Raw genomic sequence first — 21,134 nt, 5'->3', positions numbered from 1 at the left:
TTAGCGCTTAAATTAATTAAGGCGCTGTGTAATCAACTACGTTGTAGCCCATCTCTTGTAATTGAGGTTTCAGCGTTTTCGCGTCACCTACAATCACGATAGCCATATCGTCGATGTTTAGATATTGACGAGCTAGGCTGTTGATGCGCTCTTTGCTGATGTTAGAAACGATATTAGCGCGCTCTTTAACGAATGCTGGCGTTAAGTCATGCTCGATGATTTGTGCTAGGAAGTTAAGTTTTGCGTTAGGCGTTTCGTATTTCAGAGCGTCTTGCTGATTGATAGCAGCGCGCATGAAGGCGAGTTCTTCGTCGGTAATACCGTTTTCACGGTAGTCTTTAAGCTCTTTAATGATTTCTTTTAAAGAGGCGATAGTGGCATCGGCGCGAACCGCTGCTGATACAACCATAGCACCGCCGAACTTGTTACCGTAGAAGGTCGAGCCAGCTCCGTAAGTGTAGCCTTTGTCTTCACGTAAATTCATGTTGATGCGCGAGTTAAAGTTACCGCCAATTGGGAAGTTCATTAGGCCAAGTTCATAGTACTCGCCAGTGATATCTTCTTTGATGGCACGTTGGCCAACGCGGATAGCTGATTGTGCAGCGTTATCTTTGTTCACTAGGTACACGGTGTTTTTCGCGTAGCTTGGTGGCAATAGGTTTAGCTCAGTAACACCTGTGTGGCCTTTCCAAGACTTAAGGCGGTTGAACTTGTTAACTAAGGCTTGCTCACCAAGGTTTGATACGGCGATTAACTGTGCGCGTTTTGGCTTGTAGTTGCGGTTGTAATATTGCTCCACATCTTCAATGGTTAAACGCTTAAGTGAATCAACAGTACCTGCGGTTGGTAGGGCAGCGATAGTGCCTTGGAACATCAGTGCTCTAAATGCGTTACGCGATAGTGAACCTGCGTCTTTTTGTGCATTGATTAGGCCTTCGATTTGGTTGGCCTTAATGCGCTCAAAATCAGCTTCTTTAAACACTGGGTTAAACAATTTCTCGTTTAACAAATCGATGGTTTGATCAAGGTTCTTCGTTAACGAGCTTACGAACACGCTGGTGTACATGTTGCCTGCTGAGAAAGATATAGAGCTACCTAGTTTTTGTAGCGCTTTACTCATTTGCTCTGCTGAATAGTTCTTGGTGCCTTCATTCATCATTTGTGCAGTCAAAGAGGTAATACCCGCTTTAGCACTGTTTTCAGTGAAGTGACCATTTGGAATGCGCAATAGTAACGAAGTCGTTGGTGTTTCGTTACTAACACTGCCTAGTACGCTAATTCCGTTGTCGAATGTTTCTGTCCAGTAGCTTGGTACGTCAACCGCTTTAATTGCGCCCGCTTTAGGCTGCTTGCTGCGATCAAAGGTATTTGGGTTATCACGCATTTTTAAATCAGCTGCACTAGTGGTTGATTCACCACTTAACTTAGTGATTTGTGGCTCATAGTTATCAGCCTTAGCCACCATAGCGCCTTGGCCGTTTGGCACAACTGAAACGATAACAGACGGTTTGTTTTTGATGTAGCGGTTAAACACACGCATTACATCTACCTTGCTAACGTTGTTGTAACGCGCAATGTCTTTTTCGATGTAATTGGCATCGCCAGTGAAGGTTTCGTATGCGGCAAGTTGCGCTACTTTACCTTGTACACTTTGTAGGCCGAAGATAAAGCTCGCTTCCATTTGTGCTTTGGCTTTTGCTAGGTCATCGTCCATCACGCCGCGTGTTTCAAATTCGCTAATGGTCTTGCGCATGATTTTTTCAATTTCGCCTAAACTCTTGCCACTTGCAGGGTGAGGTAGGGCGTATAAATCGAAGGTACAGGCGAGTTCTTGACAAGGATGTGTTGCCGACGTTTGTACCGCAAGACGTGATTTAACGAGGTTTTTGTAGAGCAGTGATGTTTTACCGCCACCTAAGATTTGCGCAAGTAAATCAAGTGCTGCTTCGTCTTCATGACGGGCGTAAGCCGTTGGGAAACTCATGTAAACAAGCGGTAGGCTAACGTTGTCTTCGAAAGATACGTAACGATCGCGTGGTAGATTAATCAGCGTTTTATCTTGTGGTATTACTTGAGGACCCGGCGTGATGTCGCCAAAGTACTTGTTCACTAGCTGCATAGTTTCTGCAACGTTGATGTCACCGCCAATGGTTAGGGTCGCGTTGTTTGGACCGTACCATTTCAAGAAGAAGGCTTTTAGGTCATTTACGTTTACGCGATTTAAGTCGGCCATGTAGCCAATTACCGGCCATGAGTATGGGTGACCTTTTGGATACATTGCGCGCGCTTTGATTTCGCCTAAGCGGCCATAAGGTGCATTGTCGACGCGTTGACCACGCTCGTTCTTAACGGTTTCACGCTGAACTTCGAATTTTTCCTGTGTTACCGCATCGAGTAGGTAACCCATGCGATCTGATTCTAACCACAGCATTTTTTCCAGTTGGTTTACTGGTACTGTTTGATAGTAGTTGGTGCGATCGCTGTTGGTGGTACCATTCATAGTACCGCCAGCTTCGGTAACGATCTTAAAGTGTTCATCATCGCCAACGTTCTCTGAGCCTTGGAACATCATGTGCTCGAAGAAGTGGGCGAAACCAGACATACCAAGATCTTCACGGGCTGAGCCAACGTGATAGGTCACATCAACGTGAACTAAGGGATCTGATTTGTCTTCGTGTAAGATAACGGTTAAACCGTTAGCAAGTTGGAATTTTTTGTAGGGAATAGTTGTTTTGCCAGGCTGCGCGCTAACTTTTTCAACAAACTTAACACCAGCAATATTTACATCATCTGTCTTAGGTGACTGTGAACAGGCGGTGATCGCCAGTGCAACAGCACTAATCATCCATTTTTTCATCTGAATATTCTCGCTATTTTTAGACGGTAACAATCTATCAAACTCCTTAACAATTCGCCAACCTTTCACTGGAAATAAGCGTTTTATTAGGGAGTTAGCTGAAGTTTTGTCAACTTAGCGCAAGTGGTAAAAATTTCGGATGGAAACAGGTGATTATAAATTAGTCGAAAAACCTCTCAAAATAGCAAAACAAAACTTGGGTTGCTAATTATATTGCCCTATAATCTCGCCACTTAAAAATTAATTGATTTGGATCAAAAATGAGCGAAAGAACTGAGCAAAACATATCTGCAGAAGCAAAAATGGGTCTTTTATTATTAGTTGTTGTAGCAGCAATTGCGTTTCCAATTGCATTCTCATTCTTGCGTAACGAACTATCTGTAGTTGCGTTCTTCATCCAAGCAACACCGTTTATCTTAATTGCTTCAGCAATTGGTGGCTTGCTTTACAGCGCTAAAGTAGACAAATCTTAAGTCGCTTTTATTAAAAGCACTTAATAAAAAAGGATGCCGCGGCATCCTTTTTTGTGTCTGACGTTTAACTCTACATCGCGTGGATAATTTGATCGACACTGTCTTTGGCATCGCCAAATAGCATTTGTGTATTGTCGTTAAAGAACAGCGGATTTTGTAAACCAGCGTAACCCGTTGCCATGCCGCGTTTAAACACGATTACGTTTTTCGCATTCCACACTTCTAGTACAGGCATACCAGCAATCGGACTACCCGGCTCTTTTGCAGCAGGGTTTACCGTATCGTTCGCGCCAATAACCAGCACGACATCGGTATCGTCGAAATCATCGTTGATTTCATCCATCTCTAATACGATGTCATACGGCACCTTGGCTTCGGCAAGGAGTACGTTCATGTGACCTGGTAAACGACCTGCAACAGGGTGAATACCAAAGCGAACTTCAACACCTTTATCACGTAGTTTCTGGGTTAATTCGTATACTGGGTATTGCGCTTGAGCCACCGCCATTCCATAGCCTGGAGTGATAATAACACGTGATGCATTGACTAGTTTGTCGGCAACATCAGCTGCGGTTACACTTTGCGCTTCACCTTCAATTTCATCGCCTGATGCTGTGACATCTGTGCCAAAACCACCGGCAATCACCGAGATAAACGAGCGATTCATCGCCTTACACATGATGTAACTTAAGATCGCCCCCGATGAACCTACTAGCGCGCCAGTGACGATGAGTAAATCATTGGCCAACATAAAGCCCGCTGCCGCTGCTGCCCAGCCCGAATATGAGTTGAGCATAGATACAACTACAGGCATATCGGCACCGCCAATTGAAGCAACTAAATGATACCCAAAGGCAAAGGCAATTAATGTCATGATCAGCAAGATACCAATTGAGCTATCGCCAACAAATTGGCTAAGCAGGTAACCACAAACAATAAGCGCCAGTAAATTGAGTTTATGACGATGTGGCAGCATTAACGCTGAACTATCAATACGGCCGCTCAGTTTGCCATAAGCTACAACTGAACCAGTGAAGGTGACTGCGCCAATAAAAATACCTAAATACACTTCAACCAAGTGAATGGTGTGCAGCGCACCCGTAGTCGCTGGGGCATCGATATAGCTATTAAAGCCAACGAATACCGCTGCTAAGCCAACGAAACTGTGCAGAATGGCGACGAGCTCTGGCATTTCCGTCATTTCGACTTTCTTGGCCAGACGAATACCAATCGCACCGCCAACTACCATGGCGAAAATTATAAAGACTAAACCTTCAACTGATGGTGATAACAGCGTGGCGATTAACGCGATGGCCATGCCGATAATCCCGCTGTAGGCACCGCGCTGGGCTGTTTCTTGTTTCGATAATCCCGCCAAACTCAAAATAAAGAGAATGGCCGCTGCGAGATAAGCAGCACTAACTAAGCCTTGTGACATTTCAATTCCCCTTATTTTCTAAACATCTTCAGCATGCGCTGGGTAACGTAAAATCCACCCGCGATATTGATGGTTGCTATCAGTGTCGCTATGGTCGCTAAAATAGTGACAATGATTGAACCACTTGCGACCTGAAATAGCGCGCCGACAATAATGATGCCGGAAATGGCATTAGTAACACTCATCAGAGGGGTGTGGAGTGAATGACTGACATTCCATACCACGTAATAGCCAATAACACAGGCGAGGGCGAAGACAGTAAAATGCGCCATAAACTCGCTTGGTGCATACATCGCCATTGCGCCGTAGGCAAAAATGCCGCAAGCAGCTAGCAACCCTTTAAGGATTGGCGACATGGCTTTTTCTTCCACCACCGCAGGCTCTGATGGCGCTGGCGCGGCAGCTGGTGCGGCGCTGACTTTAATTGGCGGTGCTGGCCATGTTAATTCACCGGCTTTAACCACAGTAACACCGCGAATGACTTCATCTTCAAAGTCGATATTGATACTGCCATCTTTTTCTGGTGCCAGTAGTTTGAGTAAATTAACTAGGTTAGTGGCGTAGAGTTGTGAAGATTGCACAGGCAGGCGACCCGGTAAATCGGTGTAGCCAATAACCTTGACGTTGTTGTCGGTGGTAATGAGTTTACCTGTTTCACAGTATTCACAGTTACCGCCGTTAGCCGCTGCTAAGTCGACAATCACGCTACCCGCTTTCATGCTATCCACCATCTCTTTGGTAATTAGCACAGGTGCAGGTTTGCCAGGGATAAGCGCGGTGGTAATGATGATATCTACGTCTTTGGCTTGCTCGGCAAAGAGTGCCATTTCTGCTTCAATGAATTCTTTTGACATGGTTTTGGCGTAACCATCGCTAGAATCGGTATCTTCATCAAATTGCAGCTCTAGAAATTCACCACCCATAGAGGTGATTTGCTCTTTTACTTCAAGGCGAGTATCAAATGCTCGGACAATAGCACCTAGACTGCCAGCAGCACCAATAGCTGCAAGGCCAGCGACACCAGCGCCAATCACTAACATTTTAGCTGGTGGCACTTTACCCGCAGCGGTAATTTGTCCGGTAAAGAAGCGGCCGAATTCGTGTGCCGCTTCAATCACCGCGCGATAACCACCAATATTAGCCATAGAGCTGAGTGCGTCGAGTGACTGCGAGCGCGACATACGCGGCACACAGTCCATCGCCATAACATTGATACTTTTTGCTGTGAGCCTAGCCATCAACTCTTCGCTTTGCGCTGGCCAAATGAAACTTATGAGCGTGGTATTGTCTTTGATTTTACTGACTTCATCACAATCTTCGGTGATCAGTGGGGCATTGACCTTGAGTAAGATATCGGTGTTATAAACGTCATCACCATTAACGGTAGAAGCGCCAACGGCTTGATAATCGGCATCGCTAAAACTGGCTTGGGTACCAGCGCCTTGCTCGATTTGAACGTCAAAGCCCAATTTAATTAATTGAGTCACCGACTTTGGGGTCGCAGCAACTCGTGTTTCTCCCGCCAATTGCTCTTTGGGAATACTGATCAGCATGACAAAACTCCTTCAACAAAAACGCTAAAAATTAATCGGTTAGTATGAATAATCTTCTAACCGACTAGACTTTAGCCTAACATAGCTTGTTAAAGATACTCTGTCACAATTTTTTAAAGAAATGGCGATTATGGGGAAAATGAATGGAAATAAGCCAGCAAACGCGCAGTAATACTGGCTTAGATATAATCTACATAAGATATCAAGCTAATCAATAAAACAGATATTATGTTGCAGCTCGTATTGTGCAGCTGTGATGGCTAAATGAAATTGGGTCATTGGATGATGCTCTACCAAATGGTGAGTCATCCAATCTTCCAATTCATCGCGCTCAATAATCGAAAAGCAGTGACTAAAGTGCAGTTGGAATATAGTTTCCATTCGCACCACATCAATAGCGTTGGCGTTGGTTGCAATGTGTGGGGTACGCGTTAGTTTAACGCAAGCGATGGAATAGGGTTTGATTAAACTAGTGATGGCGCGATAAAAGGTTGCCACTTGAGCGGCGTCATCGCGATCGCCTAGTTCTAGTTGTTGTTGATGGCGACAGCGACCTTTCTTGTCGACTAACGCCATATAAGCGTCGTTGCCTTTAAGTTCAATACCGAGAATATACATGGCTAGCTCCTTTAACCTAGGTGACAGAGACAAAAAAACCAGTAGATGAATAACAACTACTGGTTTTTGTGAAGCGTCTGGAGCTAATTGGTTACAGCGAGTGAATAAATACCAAAGCGATAGCTACCGGACACACAAGCTTCGTATACCACGGCCAGATTTTCCAAAAGAGTTGATTTTCAACATGTTCATTACCCGATTTCAATTCTTCGAGTAGCGATGAACGGTGCCAGATCCAGCCTACGAATATACAACATAGCATACCGATTATTGGTTGACCATACTGAGTTGTCAGCGCGATTACAAAGCCAAATAGGGTGTTGAAATTAAAGATAATTAAACAGCTGGTAGCGAAGATTAACGCACCAATCACCATTGTTGCCGTGTTACGTGCAATGCCAAAACGCTCCACTGTGTATGATACTGGTGCTTCTAGCATTGAGATAGACGATGTTAGCGAAGCAATTGACATCAATGCAAAGAACGCTAGCGCGACAATAACGCCAACACTGCCCATGCCATCAAATAATGCTGGTAGCACAGTAAGCACAAGAGTGTCGCCCGATATTAGAGCGCCATTAGCATCGAAAATCTGTACGCCTTGAGCCGCTGCAACATACATTGCTGGAATGATTAATAGACCTGCTAAGAATGCAATAAATACATCAATTAGCGTTACCGATGCGCCAAGGCTCACGAGGTTTTCATTTTTAGCGACATAAGAGCCGTAGATAATGATTACGCTGGTACCTAGCGATAACGAGAAGAATGCTTGGCCAAGTGCGCTTACAATCAGCGATGGCTCAAATAGTTGGCTGAAATCTGGAATGAGGTAGGCTTTTAAACCATCCATCGCGCCATCTAGCGTTAGTACGTATACAGTAAGAGAAACGAGTAGGGCGACTAACGCTGGCATTAAACGTTTCGACCAGCGCTCAATCCCGTTTTCAACGCCGCGACTAATAATAAATACCGTCAGTAGTGTAAAAATTAGTGTGAAAATAAGGTTGCGAGAGGTGCTTTGCGCGGTTAGCCAATTAGAGGTATCTGTTGCGCCAACGAGTGTAGTTATAGGCTCTGCGGTAAAGGCTAGCATCCAACCAGCGACAATAGAATAGAAACTCATCAGCAGCGCCGCACACAAGATGCCGCCAAAACCGACGATAAAGGCAAACTTCTTTTGCCAGCCGTCTTTTGACACTTTACGCAGCGATTCTACGGCGTTAGCTTGACCGTGACGACCAATGATTAGCTCCGCCATAAATGCAGGATAGGCTAAACAAAAGGCTAAAATTAAGTACATTAATACGAAAGCGGCACCGCCGTTTCCTGCCGCTTGCGTGGGGAAGCCCCAAATATTCCCTAATCCAACGGCACTGCCTGCCGCGGCTAATATAAAGCCAATGCGAGAATTAAACTTACCTCTAGATGCGCTCATATTCTTCTTCTTATAATTATTGTTTAAGATCAAGTTGCTTTAATTTAGCCAAATCAATCGTAAAAACCTAGTTAAAAAGGGTAATAAAGTAAAAATAGTATCAAATGTTATTAAATTAACAGCAAGTCTATCTAACTATTTTTTGGAGTGTATCAGTAATACGAATGGATGTGATGGAGTAAATCGAGAAACTTGAATTGGTTGCTGATAGTTTAAACAAAAACGGCCGTTGATGTTAACGGCCGTGATTTAATGTATTGGACTTGTTAATCAATCAAAATACGCAGCATACGACGCAATGGCTCTGCCGCGCCCCACAGTAACTGATCACCAACAGTAAAGGCGCTGATGTACTCAGGCCCCATGGTGAGTTTGCGAATACGACCAATTGGCACAGATAAGGTGCCGTTGACCTTAGCTGGCGTAAGCTCTTGCATACTAATGTCACGATCATTAGGAATCACTTTAACCCATTCGTTGTGGGCAGCAAGCTTGGCTTCAATTTCTTCAACGCTGACATCGCGCTTTAGCTTGATAGTTAATGCTTGGCTGTGACAGCGCATCGCACCAACACGAACACATAAACCGTCGATTGGGGTTGGCGCATCTTGTGTATTTAAAATCTTGTTTGCTTCAACTTCCGCTTTGGACTCTTCGCGGCTTTGACCTGAGGCTAATTGCGTATCAATCCAAGGAATTAAACTGCCCGCCAATGGCACGCCAAACTGATCGGTATTAAGTTCACCACTGCGAATATAGCTTGATACCTTAGCATCGATGTCTAAAATCGCTGAGCTTGGGTTATCTAATTCACTTTTTACATGAGCATTAATGTCGCCCATTTGCGTTAGCAGTTCACGCATATGACGCGCGCCGCCACCAGAAGCCGCTTGATAAGTCATTGGGCTTACCCACTCAATTAAGTCATCGGCAAATAATCCGCCAAGGGCTAATAACATTAGCGATACCGTACAGTTGCCGCCGACATAAGTCTTAATGCCTGATTTAATACCTGCGTCGATAACGTCGCGGTTAACAGGATCGAGCACAATAATGCTGTCATCTTCCATGCGCAATGCAGAAGCTGCATCAATCCAATAACCTTGCCAGCCAGACTCGCGCAGCTTTGGATAAACATCTTTAGTGTAATCGCCACCCTGACAGCTAATAATGATCTCTTGCTCAGCTAAAATACTAATGTCAAAAGCGTCTTGCAGGGTGGTTACCGGTTTACCAATATCAGGACCTGCTTGTCCCGTTTGAGAGGTGCTAAAAAACACTGGCTCAATGTGATTAAAATCACCTTCACTTTGCATGCGCTCCATTAATACCGAGCCAACCATACCGCGCCAACCGACCAAACCTACTTTTTTCATTAGTTCTATGCTTCCTGTTTTGTATATTGATTCTTGATGTGCTTTGAGACTACCGCATATTTATGCAAAGCGTTAGTGGTTTTTAGGCTAATTTATGCGTTTTTAGCAATGGATGTCGGTTCTGTTGGTGTTGCAGAGCATTTGCACAAATTAGCTGATAAATAACCAATGGAATTTATCAGCCGATTAGATGAAGTTAGTTTATTCGACGAGGTTAGCACCTTCGATTGATAGTGCGGATGGCGTTGTCGCGACTTTCGCATAACTTAAACGGTTCAGGCGTGTGGTTTGATGATAGCCATCGAGTCCTGAAATGGCGACAGAATCTAAGGCCTCGATATCGATATAACCATCAGCTTTTATGCTATCACTCGGTGTGATAATTTCCATAATTTCGCCAATCACCATCACGGTGCCATTGACTGCCAACCACTGAATGTCGCGAACTTCGAGCGCGAATTTTAAATGGCTTTGTGCCACGTAAGGCGCTTTAACATTTGGCGTAAATTGCGGTGTTAGTTGCGTTTCGTCAAATTCGCTAACACTGGCATCGTAGCGTGCAGAGGTTTGATGTGCTTGTTGGTAAATAGCGCTGTTGACGTGATTAATGGTATAGCTGCCATTGCTGCGAATATTGGCCAGTGTGTCCCTTGGCACTGTATCTGGTCGAATTATCATGCCCATTAATGGCGGATTGGCACCTAGGTGAAAGACTGAACTAACAATAGCTAGATTCGTGACTAAATCCTCATCGATGGTGCCAATGAGGTTGGCGCTTTTAAAACCGGAAAGACTATTGATGAGTTTGGCGCGATAACGAGAATCGTAATCGGCGATATCGTCGCTAGTGATGTGAATAGAGTTATTAATTGCTGTGTTCATGGTGAATTTTGTCCTGATAAAAATTAAAGTTGCTCAAGGTTAGCTAGTAAATGTTGGGCTTTTACCAGTATCTCCTCTTGTACTGTTGGTGAGCGTTTACGCCAATTAGCGTAAACCATGCTGTTTCTTGGATTGTTGGCAAACTGCGCCTGATGCTGCAGCATAAAATGCCAATAAAGTGCATTGAGTGGGCAGGCGTTGTCGCTGGTAATTTGTTTGACGTCGTAATGACAGTCTTGGCAGTAATCACTCATTTTATTGATGTAATTACCGCTAGCCGCATAGGCTTTAGAGCCAACAATGCCGCCATCAGCGAATTGACTCATACCACGGGTATTAGGCAACTCAACCCATTCTATGGCGTCGATATAAATTCCTAAATACCAATTGTCTACTTCATCTGGTGCTATTCCCGTCAGTAAGCAAAAATTATCAGTAACCATTAAACGTTGAATGTGATGGGCATAGCTGTAATCTAACGATTGGCTGATGGCTTGCTGCTGACAACGCATAGTTGTATCGCCGTTCCAAAACCAGCTCGGCAGTGCTCTTTTGGCATCGAGTGCATTGAGTTGACGGTAAGTTGGCATGTTAAGCCAGTAAATTCCACGGACAAATTCGCGCCACCCTAAAATTTGCCTAATGAATCCTTCAATCTGTGCAATAGAGATATCGCCATTACTATCGTGATAGGCGTTTATTGCAGTGTTAACCACTTGTTGTGGACTGAGGATCTTACTGTTTAATGCAAATGATAAGCGGGAGTGATACAGACTCCAGCCGTTGTCGTCAGTGAAAGAGCCGAGACGACCCGTCATCGCATCTTGAAATTGTCCAAACCGTGGTAAGCAATACTGACAAAAGTAAATGAGCAGCGCCTTGGCACTCGCTCTTGTTACAGGCCATAATAAGTTACTTCCGATGTGACCCATGGTAGTTATCTGATGGCGGTTTATCCGTTCAAGGATCTCAGTCACATTCGTGTCAAAGAGTAAGGGTTGTGGAATTTGAGCTAAATCTTTTGCCTTGAGTTTACAACGATTATTAGTATCGAAATTCCATTGGCCACCATGGGGCTCTTCACCGTCCATTAATAAATTAAAACGGCGTCTCATGGCGCGATAAAAATGCTCAAGGCGGTGTTTAGTGTTTGTTTTGAAATATGATGATAATTCGCTATGTGCTAAATAAAAATGCTCGCTGTTGACACATGTACTTGCGATAGCAAGCTGTTGTGAAAACGCTGCTAGCTGCTGAGCTAAGCGATATTCGTCTGGCTGCTGATAACTAAATTGGCTGATTTGCTGTTGTTGAATAATGGTTTCAAGTAAATGCGGTAAATCTTGATATTGCGCCGTGTCGTCAAGGGTTAAATAAATAACCTGATGGCCCGCTTTGCTAAGGGCGGTAGCAAAACTCTCCATCGCTTTGAAAAACGCAGCAATCTTTTGAATATGATGAGTGACGTAGCTTGCTTCTTGATGTAACTCACAGATCAAATAGACCGTATTATTATCGACGGTTTTATACCAGCTATGGCTGGCATTTAGTTGATCTCCCAAAATTAAGCGTAGATGTTTCATGGGCTAACTCGATTGCGTAATGCTATTAAAGAGTGCAGCGTGTTTTGGACGAGAAAATGAAATAAGTAAGCTTGGAATAGTAGCTTGCTTGTAATAGTTTGATTTATGTCTGCAAATTATAAGTGTCACGAGCTACTCAAAGTTCTAATCAAGTAGCTAGCTATACGAAGAAAAGGAAAGTTTAGTTCAATTTTACTCGGTTAAGTCACTCACTTAATGCATAAAACGGAATAAATTTTTCAGCGCTAGCAAACATCGCATTGGTGCTTAAATCCACTAATTTTGCATGCACAATAATACCGTGGCTTGTTGGTATTAGCGTTCCTGTTAAATAAGCTGTCGCTTGACCATTACCTGCTTGTGCAGCTAATTGCGGTGCTTGGTCGGCGGTTAGCATCGTCGTTGGGCCTGCTAATAGCTTAACGCCGAATGCCTGTAAATCATGGGCAACATGTTCACTAAGTTCTTTGGTTAATTGATGATTGACGGTTGCTGGTGGCTGACTAAAGGTAAATGGCAACACAGTAATATATTGCGACGATAAGTCCATGGTTGCCTGTTCAACCAATTGATTGGCTAGCCAATCGGTGTAATTTGCAAGGTGACTGTGGGTATGAAATTGTGGCGTCATCACACTATCCACAGCTTTATCTTGCGCCATCGATGCCGCACTGGTTTGTTGTGGCACTTGGTGTTCGTCTGACATCAGAAAGTTAGTGGTACAGCCGCTTGTAAAAACTGTTGCAATTAACGTGAGTGACAATCCTAATTTCATCATTTTATTCCATCTCTGAATTAGCCAGTGAAATAATCGGGAAGCCTTTTTCGCTTTCCGGCGCTTCGCTGAGCACTGCTTTTACCACTTCGGCAGGTGTAAATATTTGCGCTGACGAAAGTAAAATACTGGTATTTACATCGATAATACGGGCGTTAATTAAATAGCCACCTTGATGCTTAGTCATTGTGCCAGTGATGACGTAGTTAATATCAAAATTACCCGATAGCTCGTCAATGTTTTCACTATGCCAGAAAATATCACCAGCTTCAGAAAACTGTAAACGGCCTGTCGATTTTAAATCGAAAACCGCAAAGCCTAAGCGACTCGTTTCGTGCATGATAGCTTCGTTAAGCTGGCGGCCAAAGTGGTTAGTGGTTTTTAAGTCAGAATCGAGTAGGGCAAAGTTTGCTACCGCGAAAGCGCTGTTGTTATTCGGTGAATCGATATGAGAAAAGAGATCTTGCACCAGCCATTTGGCGTAGTGATTGACATTCTTCACCAGTGTTTTCTTATCAAAGGCGCTTTTTTCTTTTGCTTCGATGACTTTCTTTACAACTTGCTGGCTCATCTCTTCTTGTGAAGGAAAGATTGAGCAGGCTGGAATCATTGCAGCAGCAACTAATAGGCTCAACGTTGATTTATTCATTAATAACTCCTTGGCGCGAATTATCGCGATAGAGTAGGCCGTCTTTCACTGTCGACGATTGTCCTTGATTGCGATCGGCGCTCATAGCGGCAATCACCTGCCGAGCGGCGGCAACAACTTGTTTGTTATGTAGGTTAATTAACTTCGCATTGACCACAGTACCGTATTCACTTGGTGTCATAATTCCTGTAAGAACATAATCGGCGTCAGTGTCGTTGGCAACACGTTCTCCGTCTCGACTTAGAATGAGTTCACTGTGCTCAGTTAAATAGATGGCATTGGCTGATTTGATTTCCATGACCTTAGCACCCGCGTTGCTAAGGTTGGTGCTGATGCTCTCTTGCAGCAAATTACCTAAATATTCCATCTTTTGGTTTTTGGTGGTGGTATTTAAACTATCTGACCACACAAAAGTAGTACTCACAACCTTGATATCTGCCACCGAAAAAAGCGGATTTGTTGTAAGTTGCTGACTTAACGAGGAGATTGCGACTTCAACTGGCTGCTCCGTCGACTTGCTCTTGCCAACTATGGTGTCAATGGTTTGACAACCGCCTAAGGCAAGAAGGGCAAAGGCCATTAGATATTTTCGTAATGTCATTATGGCTCCAATTGAGCTGCTGTGAATGATTACTGAGAATTTAGCAAATAGTATGCCACAAAAAAAATGCTCGCCTAAGCGAGCATTTTATCAGGGCAATATGAAGAGACTAAACGTCCATTACCTTCACATTTTCAGGAACCACTAATTTACCAGCAGTCTTTTCGATGATTTCTTCAACCGATACATCTGGGGCGCGTTCAAGTAGGTGGAAAGCGCCGTCTTTGATTTCTAGCACGGCTAAGTCAGTTACTACTTTCTTGATACATTGCGCGCCAGTTAGTGGCAGGGTACAAGCATCAAGCAGTTTTGAGTTACCTTTCTTATCGGCGTGAGTCATCGTCACAATAATGTTTTCAGCGCCAGCCACTAAATCCATTGCGCCGCCCATGCCTTTGATAAGCTTGCCTGGGATCATCCAAGACGCGATATTTCCGCTTACATCAACTTCAAATGCACCTAGTACGGTTAAATCAACGTGGCCGCCGCGGATCATTGCAAAGCTTTCTGCCGATGAGAATAACGATGCGCCAGTTTCCATAGTAACGGTTTGCTTACCGGCATTGATTAAATCGGCGTCTACTTCGTCTTCCGTTGGGAATTGTCCCATACCTAATAGGCCATTTTCCGATTGCAGCATCACTTCCATGCCGTCAGGAATGTAGTTAGCCACTAGTGTTGGAATACCGATACCTAGGTTGACATAAAAACCATCCTGCAGCTCAGCAGCGATACGCTTAGCGATTTGCTCTCGTGATAGTGCCATGATTATGCCTCCCTTGTTGTACGTTGTTCGATGCGTTTTTCAAAGTTGCCTTTAATCACGCGATTAACATAGATACCCGGTGTGTGGATGTGGTTTGGATCTAAAGTGCCTGCTGGCACAATCTCTTCCACTTCAACCACGGTAATTTTACCTGCGGTTGCCATCATTGGATTAAAGTTCATGGCTGTATTGCGATATACAAGGTTACCCATAGTATCGGCTTTCCATGCTTTAACTAAGGCGAAGTCAGCAGTCAACGATGGCTCTAATACGTAGTGACGACCATCGATTTCACGGGTTTCTTTACCTTCAGCCACTGGCGTACCGTAACCTGTTGCAGTGAAGAATGCTGGAATACCAGCGCCGCCAGCGCGGATTTTCTCAGCCAGCGTGCCTTGTGGCGTCAGAATAACTTCTAACTCACCATTAAGCATTTGTTGCTCAAATAGGGCATTCTCACCAACGTAAGAAGCGTAAATACGCGAAATTTGTTTCTTTTGCAGTAATAAACCTAAACCAAAATCATCAACACCGGCGTTATTTGAAATACACGTTAAACCTTTAACGCCCATTTCCTGCATTTTGATGATGAGATTTTCAGGGATACCACATAAACCAAAGCCACCAACCATTAAGGTCATGTCATCAGTAAGACCAGCTAATGCTTGATCATATGTTTCTACTACTTTATTTAAACCAGCCACTATGAGCTCCTTAGGTAGAGATTATTATTTTATCCATTACTATTGGCTTTTAGCGCCAATGACACTTTTGAATTAGGTGCGCGATTTAACGCGTCGCTAATGCGCCAGCCTGCACGCGCTAATTTATCTAAATCAACGCCGTGTTCGATACCAAGACCGTTTAACATATAAACCAACTCTTCGGTGGCAACGTTGCCCGATGCGCCTTTAGCATATGGACAGCCACCAAGGCCTGCAACGGCGCTATCTACTGTAGCAATACCCATTTGCAGCGCGCTAAAGATATTGGCTAGCGCTTGTCCGTAGGTATCATGAAAGTGAACCGCTAATTTTTCAACGGGCACTTTAGTAGTAACTGCTTCAAGCATTGCTTTTACCGCCATTGGTGTACCGACACCAACGGTGTCACCAAGGCTGATTTCATAGCAGCCCATATCCAATAGTTTTTTGGCAACGTGAGCCACGGTTGCTACGTCGATATCGCCTTCATATGGACAGCCTAAGACACAAGACACATAACCACGAACCGGTAATCCGTGCTCTTTGGCCATCGCCATTAGCGGTGTAAAGCGCTCTAGAGATTCATCGATAGAGCAATTAATGTTCTTTTGGCTAAAGCTTTCAGAAGCCGCGCCAAATACCGCAACTTCTGATGCACCCGCTGCGATAGCGGCTTCAAGGCCTTTAACATTTGGTGTAAGTGCGGCGTAGGTAATACCGTCTTTGCGATCAATAGCAGCGAAAACATCGCTGCTATCCGCCATTTGTGGCACCCATTTAGGGGATACGAAACTGCCAGTTTCAATCACTTTAAGGCCAGCGTCAGCAAGGTCGTTAACTAATGCCACTTTAGCATCGGTGCTCACTTGCTTCTCGTTTTGTAGGCCATCACGTGGGCCTACTTCAACGATGCGAACTTTCTTCGGTAAACTCATGATTAGCCCTCGCTTAGTTCAACGAGTTGATCGCCATCTTTTACCATGTCGCCGGCGGCAAAGAATACTTCACTGACTACGCCATCATGGGTTGCAGTGATTGAGTATTCCATTTTCATGGCTTCCATAATCACTAGCACGTCGCCTTCTTTCACGCTTTGACCAGCGGTCACTGGCACTTCAACGATGGTGCCGTTCATTGGCGCTGTTAGCTTGTCTTCGCTTTCATCAACGTCAAAGCCTGCACTGCCATCTGATTTACGGGTAAAGTGATGTACATCTTGCTTGATAAACAATGTTACTTGCTCGCTAGTTACATCAAATAGTAGGCTTGTTTTGTGGCCATTGATGGTAGCAACTAGGTGATCGCCGTTAACGCTTGCTGTGGCATCGAAACGTTCGCCATCGAAGTTAAATACGTAACCATTGCCTTCAACACCAACGCGCACGCTATGGCTGTTGTCGTTCTCGTCGGTTAGCTCAACAAGGTGTGACGCTTGTTCGTTAAGACGCCAGCCGTTGTTGATATTCCACGGCGAGAATGGGTCGTTGTTGGTGCGATGCGGTTCGATTGGCGCATCTTCTTTAGCCAGCGTTGCTAAACACGCTAGCATTAGTGACTTGTAACAAGTCTCTGTCTTGTCGCTAAAGAGTAAGGCGTCGTGTTTCTCGATAAAGCCCGTGTCTAACTCAACATCTTTAAACGGCTGCGCGTTTACTAGGTTCGTTAAGAAACCTAAGTTGGTTTTTAAACCACTGATGCGATAGTCATCTAGCGCGCGGTTCATGCGAGCGATAGCGCGATCACGCGTCTCATCCCAGACGATTAGCTTAGCAATCATAGGATCGTAGAAGCTTGATACTTCGTCACCTTGAATAACACCCGTATCAACACGCACGTGATTAGACGGCTCTGGTTGGCGTAGGTAGTTCAATTGACCTGTCGCTGGTAAGAACTCATTGTCAGGATCTTCGGCGTAAATACGTACTTCAATCGCGTGACCATCAACGGTTACTTGAGATTGCTCAAGTGGTAGTTTTTCGTTGTTAGCAACTTTTAACTGCCAGCCAACTAAATCAAGACCAGTGATCATTTCAGTCACTGGATGCTCAACCTGCAAACGAGTATTCATCTCCATGAAGTAGAAAGAGCCGTCTTCGTCGAATAAGAACTCAACCGTACCTGCACCTTGATAGTTAATGGCTTTTGCAGCCGCTACAGCCGCTTCACCCATGGCAACGCGAGTCTCTTCGCTCAGGTTTGGCGCTGGCGCTTCTTCAATAACTTTCTGGTGACGACGCTGAATTGAACAGTCGCGTTCAGATAGGTAAATACAGTTACTGTGGTTATCGGCAAATACTTGAATCTCAACATGGCGTGGCTTAGTTAGGTAGCGCTCAATCAGCATCTTGTCATTGCCGAAACTAGCAATGGCTTCACGCTTGGTGGAAGCAAGTGCTGCGTCAAACTCATCGGCAGACTCAACTACACGCATGCCTTTACCACCGCCGCCGTAGGCCGCTTTAAGTAATTGCGGGTAACCAATGGCAAGTGATTGCTCTTTTAAGAAGGCTTCGTCTTGATTGTCGCCGTGGTAACCCGGTACTAGCGGTACGCCCGCGTCAGTCATAATTGCTTTAGCGGCACTCTTTGACCCCATGGCATCGATGGCTTCAACCGGTGGACCGATAAAGGTAATGTTGTTGTCTAAACAGGCTTTAGCAAAGTCTACATTTTCAGACATAAAGCCGTAACCCGGATGGATTGCTTGGGCACCAGACTCTTTAGCTGCCTCTAAAATGCGATCCATACGAAGGTAAGAATCTTTCGACGGCGATGGTCCAATGTGAAAAGCTTCATCAGCCATTTTCACGTGTAGGGCATCTTTGTCGGCGTCAGAGTATAACGCCACACAACGCACACCCATTTTCTGTGCGGTTTGGATGATGCGACAAGCAATTTCGCCGCGATTGGCAATTAAAATTTTATCAAACATAACTAATTCCTTACCTTATTTATCGGCTAGCAGCCAATTTGGTGCGCGTTTTTCTAAGAAAGAGCTCAGGCCTTCTTGACCCTCGGTTGACACGCGAATAGCGGCGATGCGCTCGCTGGTGCCATCGATAATAGTGCTGTCGATATGATCAAAGCGAACAAAACCGATAAGCTCTTTCGCTGCTGTCATGGCCGCTGGGCTATTGCCAAGTAGCGATGCAATAACAGGGGCTGCTGCTGTGTCTAACTCGCCATCGGCACAAACTTCATGAACAAGTCCAAACTCGCTTGCTTTGTCTGCTTTAAAGCGCTCAGCCGTTAAGAAATAACGCTGCGCCTGACGTTGTCCCATAGCAGCAACCACATAAGGACTGATAACCGCTGGAATAAGGCCAATTTTTACTTCGCTTAAGCAGAAACTTGCGCGCTCGGTGGCAATGGCGATATCACAACAAGCCACTAGACCTACTGCGCCGCCAAAGGCTGCACCTTGCACCAAGGCCATGGTTGGCTTTGGCGAGGTGGCGATAGTTTTCATTAGGTTCGCTAGCTCGCCAGCGTCATCGATGTTCTCTTGATAGTTCTTCTTGGCCATCGAGCGCATCCAGTTCAGATCGGCACCCGCTGAGAAGTTTTTACCCGTTGAGCGCAGCACGATAATGCGCGCGTCATCATTAGCTATTGCGCCGTTGAATGCTGCGATAAGCTGAGCGATCATCACATCGTCAAAGGCGTTGTGAACATCTTCGCGCAGCATGGTAATAGTCGCCACGCCACCCGCGATATCCGTTGATATGTAATCCGTCATCGTCAACTCCTACATTCTAAAGATACCGAACTTGGTATCTTCGATTTCTTTGTTTAACGACGCACTAATGGCTAGGCCAAGTACTTGACGGGTTTGCGCAGGATCGATAATGCCGTCATCCCATAAACGGGCACTGGCGTAATATGGATTACCTTGCTCTTCGTATTGATCGATAATCGGCTTTTTGAATTTCTCGACTTCTTCGTCCGACATGCTTTCGCCTTTACGCGCTAAGCCGTCTTGACGAACTTGCGTTAATACGCCAGCAGCTTGCTCGCCGCCCATTACTGAGATACGCGAGTTCGGCCACATCCACATCATGGTTGGATCGTACGCACGGCCACACATGCCGTAGTTACCAGCGCCGTAACTGCCGCCGATAAGTACTGTGAATTTAGGCACCTTGGCACAAGAAACCGCTGTTACCATTTTCGCGCCGTGTTTAGCGATGCCTTCGTGCTCGTATTTTTGACCTACCATGAAGCCAGTGATGTTTTGTAAGAACACTAATGGAATTTTGCGCTGACAACACAACTCAACAAAGTGCGCGCCTTTTTGCGCCGACTCTGAGAATAAAATACCGTTGTTAGCAACAATGCCTACTGGATAGCCGTGAATGCGGGCAAAGCCACACACTAGCGTTGAACCGTAGTACTGTTTGAATTCATCAAAATCAGAGCCATCGACGATGCGAGCAATAACTTCTTTCACATCAAACGGCTTTTTCAGATCCGTACCTACGATGCCGTATAACTCTTTGGCGTCATAAAGTGGCTCAACCGTTGGTAATACGCTTAGGTTTGGCTGTTTAACGTGATTGATGCGTTTAACTGCTTGGCGTACAAGTTGTAAAGCGTGCTCATCGTTTTGTGCGTAATGATCGCTCACCCCAGAAATCTTGGTGTGCACATCCGCGCCGCCTAAATCTTCTGCGCTAACCACTTCACCCGTTGCTGCTTTAACAAGCGGTGGACCCGCAAGGAAAATAGTACCTTGCTCTTTAACGATAATTGACTCGTCCGCCATGGCTGGCACGTAAGCACCACCTGCAGTACACAGACCCATTACCGAAGCAATTTGTGGGATGCCTTTGGCAGACATATTCGCTTGGTTAAAGAAGATGCGGCCGAAATGATCGCGATCTGGGAATACGTCATCTTGACGAGGTAAGAATGCGCCACCAGAGTCTACTAAGTAGATACACGGCAGGTGACAACGCTCGGCGATGTCTTGAGCACGTAAATGCTTTTTAACCGTGAGCGGATAGTAAGTACCGCCTTTAACTGTTGCGTCATTGGCAACAATCATACACTCAACGCCAGCTACGCGGCCGATACCTGCCACAACGCCGGCACAAGGTACGTAGTCTTCATAACAACGCCATGCGGCAAATTGGCTGATTTCTAAGAATGGGCTACCAGCGTCGATAAGATTGCTGATACGGTCGCGGGCAAGCATTTTGCCGCGTGATTGATGACGCTCTTGCGCCGCTTCACCGCCGCCTTTTTTAAGGGTTTCAACGTTGTCGTTTAGCTCATCAACAAGCGCTTGCATAGCGTTGCTTTTATCGATGAAATCTTGGCTGCGGGTATTAATTTTGCTGGAAAGAATAGTCACAAGTGGGCTCCTTTACCTTGTTAAAGGTAACGGTGCTATCCCCGCAATCTTTGGCGATTGCCCAA

The 21,134-nt window shown here is 45.1% G+C and carries 18 protein-coding genes; 1 reads left to right on the top strand and 17 read right to left on the bottom strand.

Translation table 11 applies throughout. From position 1 onward, the window contains the following. Positions 1-16 precede the first annotated feature (16 nt). A complete protein-coding gene (locus MHM98_RS02175; protein ID WP_239437575.1) occupies positions 17-2,857 on the bottom strand; it encodes a pitrilysin family protein in 2,841 nt (946 codons plus the stop codon). A 260-nt stretch (positions 2,858-3,117) separates the two neighbouring features. On the opposite strand from MHM98_RS02175, the gene MHM98_RS02170 reads away from it, so the two are divergent. Next, complete coding sequence (locus tag MHM98_RS02170) at positions 3,118-3,330, top strand: hypothetical protein (RefSeq protein WP_239437574.1); 213 nt, start codon at positions 3,118-3,120, stop codon at positions 3,328-3,330. A 70-nt stretch (positions 3,331-3,400) separates the two neighbouring features. On the opposite strand, the gene pntB is transcribed toward MHM98_RS02170, so the two are convergent. From pntB to MHM98_RS02090, 16 genes are all read right to left on the bottom strand, one after another. Next, positions 3,401-4,768, bottom strand: a complete 1,368-nt coding sequence (gene pntB, locus MHM98_RS02165; RefSeq protein WP_239437573.1) for a Re/Si-specific NAD(P)(+) transhydrogenase subunit beta — start codon at positions 4,766-4,768, stop codon at positions 3,401-3,403. An 11-nt stretch (positions 4,769-4,779) separates the two neighbouring features. Then, on the bottom strand, positions 4,780-6,321 hold the full coding sequence (locus MHM98_RS02160; RefSeq protein WP_239437570.1) for a Re/Si-specific NAD(P)(+) transhydrogenase subunit alpha: 1,542 nt from the start codon (positions 6,319-6,321) through the stop codon (positions 4,780-4,782). 207 nt (positions 6,322-6,528) lie between these two features. After that, entirely contained in the window at positions 6,529-6,939 is a 411-nt protein-coding gene (locus MHM98_RS02155; protein ID WP_239437569.1) for a DUF3010 family protein, read from the bottom strand. Between the two features lie 91 nt (positions 6,940-7,030). Then, a complete protein-coding gene (locus tag MHM98_RS02150) occupies positions 7,031-8,377 on the bottom strand; it encodes a sodium-dependent transporter (RefSeq protein ID WP_239437568.1) in 1,347 nt (448 codons plus the stop codon). Positions 8,378-8,643: 266 nt separating this feature from the next. Further along, positions 8,644-9,753, bottom strand: coding sequence for an aspartate-semialdehyde dehydrogenase (asd, locus tag MHM98_RS02145; protein WP_239437566.1), 1,110 nt, complete (start codon positions 9,751-9,753; stop codon positions 8,644-8,646). 201 nt (positions 9,754-9,954) lie between these two features. Next, the gene (locus MHM98_RS02140) at positions 9,955-10,635 is read right to left on the bottom strand and encodes a flavin reductase (RefSeq protein WP_239437565.1); all 681 of its coding nucleotides are present in this window, start codon (positions 10,633-10,635) and stop codon (positions 9,955-9,957) included. A gap of 23 nt (positions 10,636-10,658) precedes the next feature. Further along, positions 10,659-12,218, bottom strand: a complete 1,560-nt coding sequence (locus MHM98_RS02135) for a cryptochrome/photolyase family protein (protein ID WP_239437564.1) — start codon at positions 12,216-12,218, stop codon at positions 10,659-10,661. Positions 12,219-12,423: 205 nt separating this feature from the next. After that, a complete protein-coding gene (locus tag MHM98_RS02130; protein ID WP_239437563.1) occupies positions 12,424-12,996 on the bottom strand; it encodes a FlgO family outer membrane protein in 573 nt (190 codons plus the stop codon). Between the two features lies 1 nt (position 12,997). Continuing rightward, positions 12,998-13,642: a FlgO family outer membrane protein gene (locus tag MHM98_RS02125; protein ID WP_239437561.1), complete on the bottom strand. Its 645-nt coding sequence runs from the start codon at positions 13,640-13,642 to the stop codon at positions 12,998-13,000. Next, positions 13,635-14,243, bottom strand: coding sequence for a FlgO family outer membrane protein (locus MHM98_RS02120; RefSeq protein WP_239437559.1), 609 nt, complete (start codon positions 14,241-14,243; stop codon positions 13,635-13,637). Before MHM98_RS02120 ends, MHM98_RS02125 begins: the two co-directional genes overlap by 8 nt. Positions 14,244-14,352: 109 nt before the next feature. Continuing rightward, complete coding sequence (locus tag MHM98_RS02115; RefSeq protein ID WP_239437556.1) at positions 14,353-15,009, bottom strand: 3-oxoacid CoA-transferase subunit B; 657 nt, start codon at positions 15,007-15,009, stop codon at positions 14,353-14,355. Between the two features lie 2 nt (positions 15,010-15,011). Next, the gene (locus MHM98_RS02110; protein WP_239437555.1) at positions 15,012-15,713 is read right to left on the bottom strand and encodes a CoA transferase subunit A; all 702 of its coding nucleotides are present in this window, start codon (positions 15,711-15,713) and stop codon (positions 15,012-15,014) included. 29 nt (positions 15,714-15,742) lie between these two features. After that, positions 15,743-16,648 (bottom strand): hydroxymethylglutaryl-CoA lyase, encoded by a 906-nt coding sequence (locus MHM98_RS02105; RefSeq protein WP_239437554.1) that lies wholly within the window; start codon positions 16,646-16,648, stop codon positions 15,743-15,745. 2 nt (positions 16,649-16,650) lie between these two features. After that, entirely contained in the window at positions 16,651-18,645 is a 1,995-nt protein-coding gene (locus tag MHM98_RS02100; protein ID WP_239437553.1) for an acetyl/propionyl/methylcrotonyl-CoA carboxylase subunit alpha, read from the bottom strand. A 15-nt stretch (positions 18,646-18,660) separates the two neighbouring features. Further along, positions 18,661-19,452: an enoyl-CoA hydratase-related protein gene (locus tag MHM98_RS02095; RefSeq protein WP_239437551.1), complete on the bottom strand. Its 792-nt coding sequence runs from the start codon at positions 19,450-19,452 to the stop codon at positions 18,661-18,663. 9 nt (positions 19,453-19,461) lie between these two features. Next, on the bottom strand, positions 19,462-21,069 hold the full coding sequence (locus tag MHM98_RS02090; protein ID WP_239437550.1) for a carboxyl transferase domain-containing protein: 1,608 nt from the start codon (positions 21,067-21,069) through the stop codon (positions 19,462-19,464). Positions 21,070-21,134: the final 65 nt, after the last annotated feature.

The organism is Psychrobium sp. MM17-31, assembly GCF_022347785.1.
GTDB lineage: Bacteria > Pseudomonadota > Gammaproteobacteria > Enterobacterales > Psychrobiaceae > Psychrobium.
The sequence above is the reverse complement of the archived record's forward strand: the minus strand, read 5'-3'. Positions and strand labels throughout refer to the sequence as shown.

What these genes read in the sequence shown, in the direction of transcription:
- MHM98_RS02175 (WP_239437575.1), bottom strand. Translation starts at nt 2,857, where the DNA reads ATGAAAAAATGGATGATTAGTGCTGTTGCACTGGCGATCACCGCCTGT.
- MHM98_RS02170 (WP_239437574.1), top strand. Translation starts at nt 3,118, where the DNA reads ATGAGCGAAAGAACTGAGCAAAACATATCTGCAGAAGCAAAAATGGGT.
- pntB (WP_239437573.1), bottom strand. Translation starts at nt 4,768, where the DNA reads ATGTCACAAGGCTTAGTTAGTGCTGCTTATCTCGCAGCGGCCATTCTC.
- MHM98_RS02160 (WP_239437570.1), bottom strand. Translation starts at nt 6,321, where the DNA reads ATGCTGATCAGTATTCCCAAAGAGCAATTGGCGGGAGAAACACGAGTT.
- MHM98_RS02155 (WP_239437569.1), bottom strand. Translation starts at nt 6,939, where the DNA reads ATGTATATTCTCGGTATTGAACTTAAAGGCAACGACGCTTATATGGCG.
- MHM98_RS02150 (WP_239437568.1), bottom strand. Translation starts at nt 8,377, where the DNA reads ATGAGCGCATCTAGAGGTAAGTTTAATTCTCGCATTGGCTTTATATTA.
- asd (WP_239437566.1), bottom strand. Translation starts at nt 9,753, where the DNA reads ATGAAAAAAGTAGGTTTGGTCGGTTGGCGCGGTATGGTTGGCTCGGTA.
- MHM98_RS02140 (WP_239437565.1), bottom strand. Translation starts at nt 10,635, where the DNA reads ATGAACACAGCAATTAATAACTCTATTCACATCACTAGCGACGATATC.
- MHM98_RS02135 (WP_239437564.1), bottom strand. Translation starts at nt 12,218, where the DNA reads ATGAAACATCTACGCTTAATTTTGGGAGATCAACTAAATGCCAGCCAT.
- MHM98_RS02130 (WP_239437563.1), bottom strand. Translation starts at nt 12,996, where the DNA reads ATGATGAAATTAGGATTGTCACTCACGTTAATTGCAACAGTTTTTACA.
- MHM98_RS02125 (WP_239437561.1), bottom strand. Translation starts at nt 13,642, where the DNA reads ATGAATAAATCAACGTTGAGCCTATTAGTTGCTGCTGCAATGATTCCA.
- MHM98_RS02120 (WP_239437559.1), bottom strand. Translation starts at nt 14,243, where the DNA reads ATGACATTACGAAAATATCTAATGGCCTTTGCCCTTCTTGCCTTAGGC.
- MHM98_RS02115 (WP_239437556.1), bottom strand. Translation starts at nt 15,009, where the DNA reads ATGGCACTATCACGAGAGCAAATCGCTAAGCGTATCGCTGCTGAGCTG.
- MHM98_RS02105 (WP_239437554.1), bottom strand. Translation starts at nt 16,648, where the DNA reads ATGAGTTTACCGAAGAAAGTTCGCATCGTTGAAGTAGGCCCACGTGAT.
- MHM98_RS02100 (WP_239437553.1), bottom strand. Translation starts at nt 18,645, where the DNA reads ATGTTTGATAAAATTTTAATTGCCAATCGCGGCGAAATTGCTTGTCGC.
- MHM98_RS02095 (WP_239437551.1), bottom strand. Translation starts at nt 19,452, where the DNA reads ATGACGGATTACATATCAACGGATATCGCGGGTGGCGTGGCGACTATT.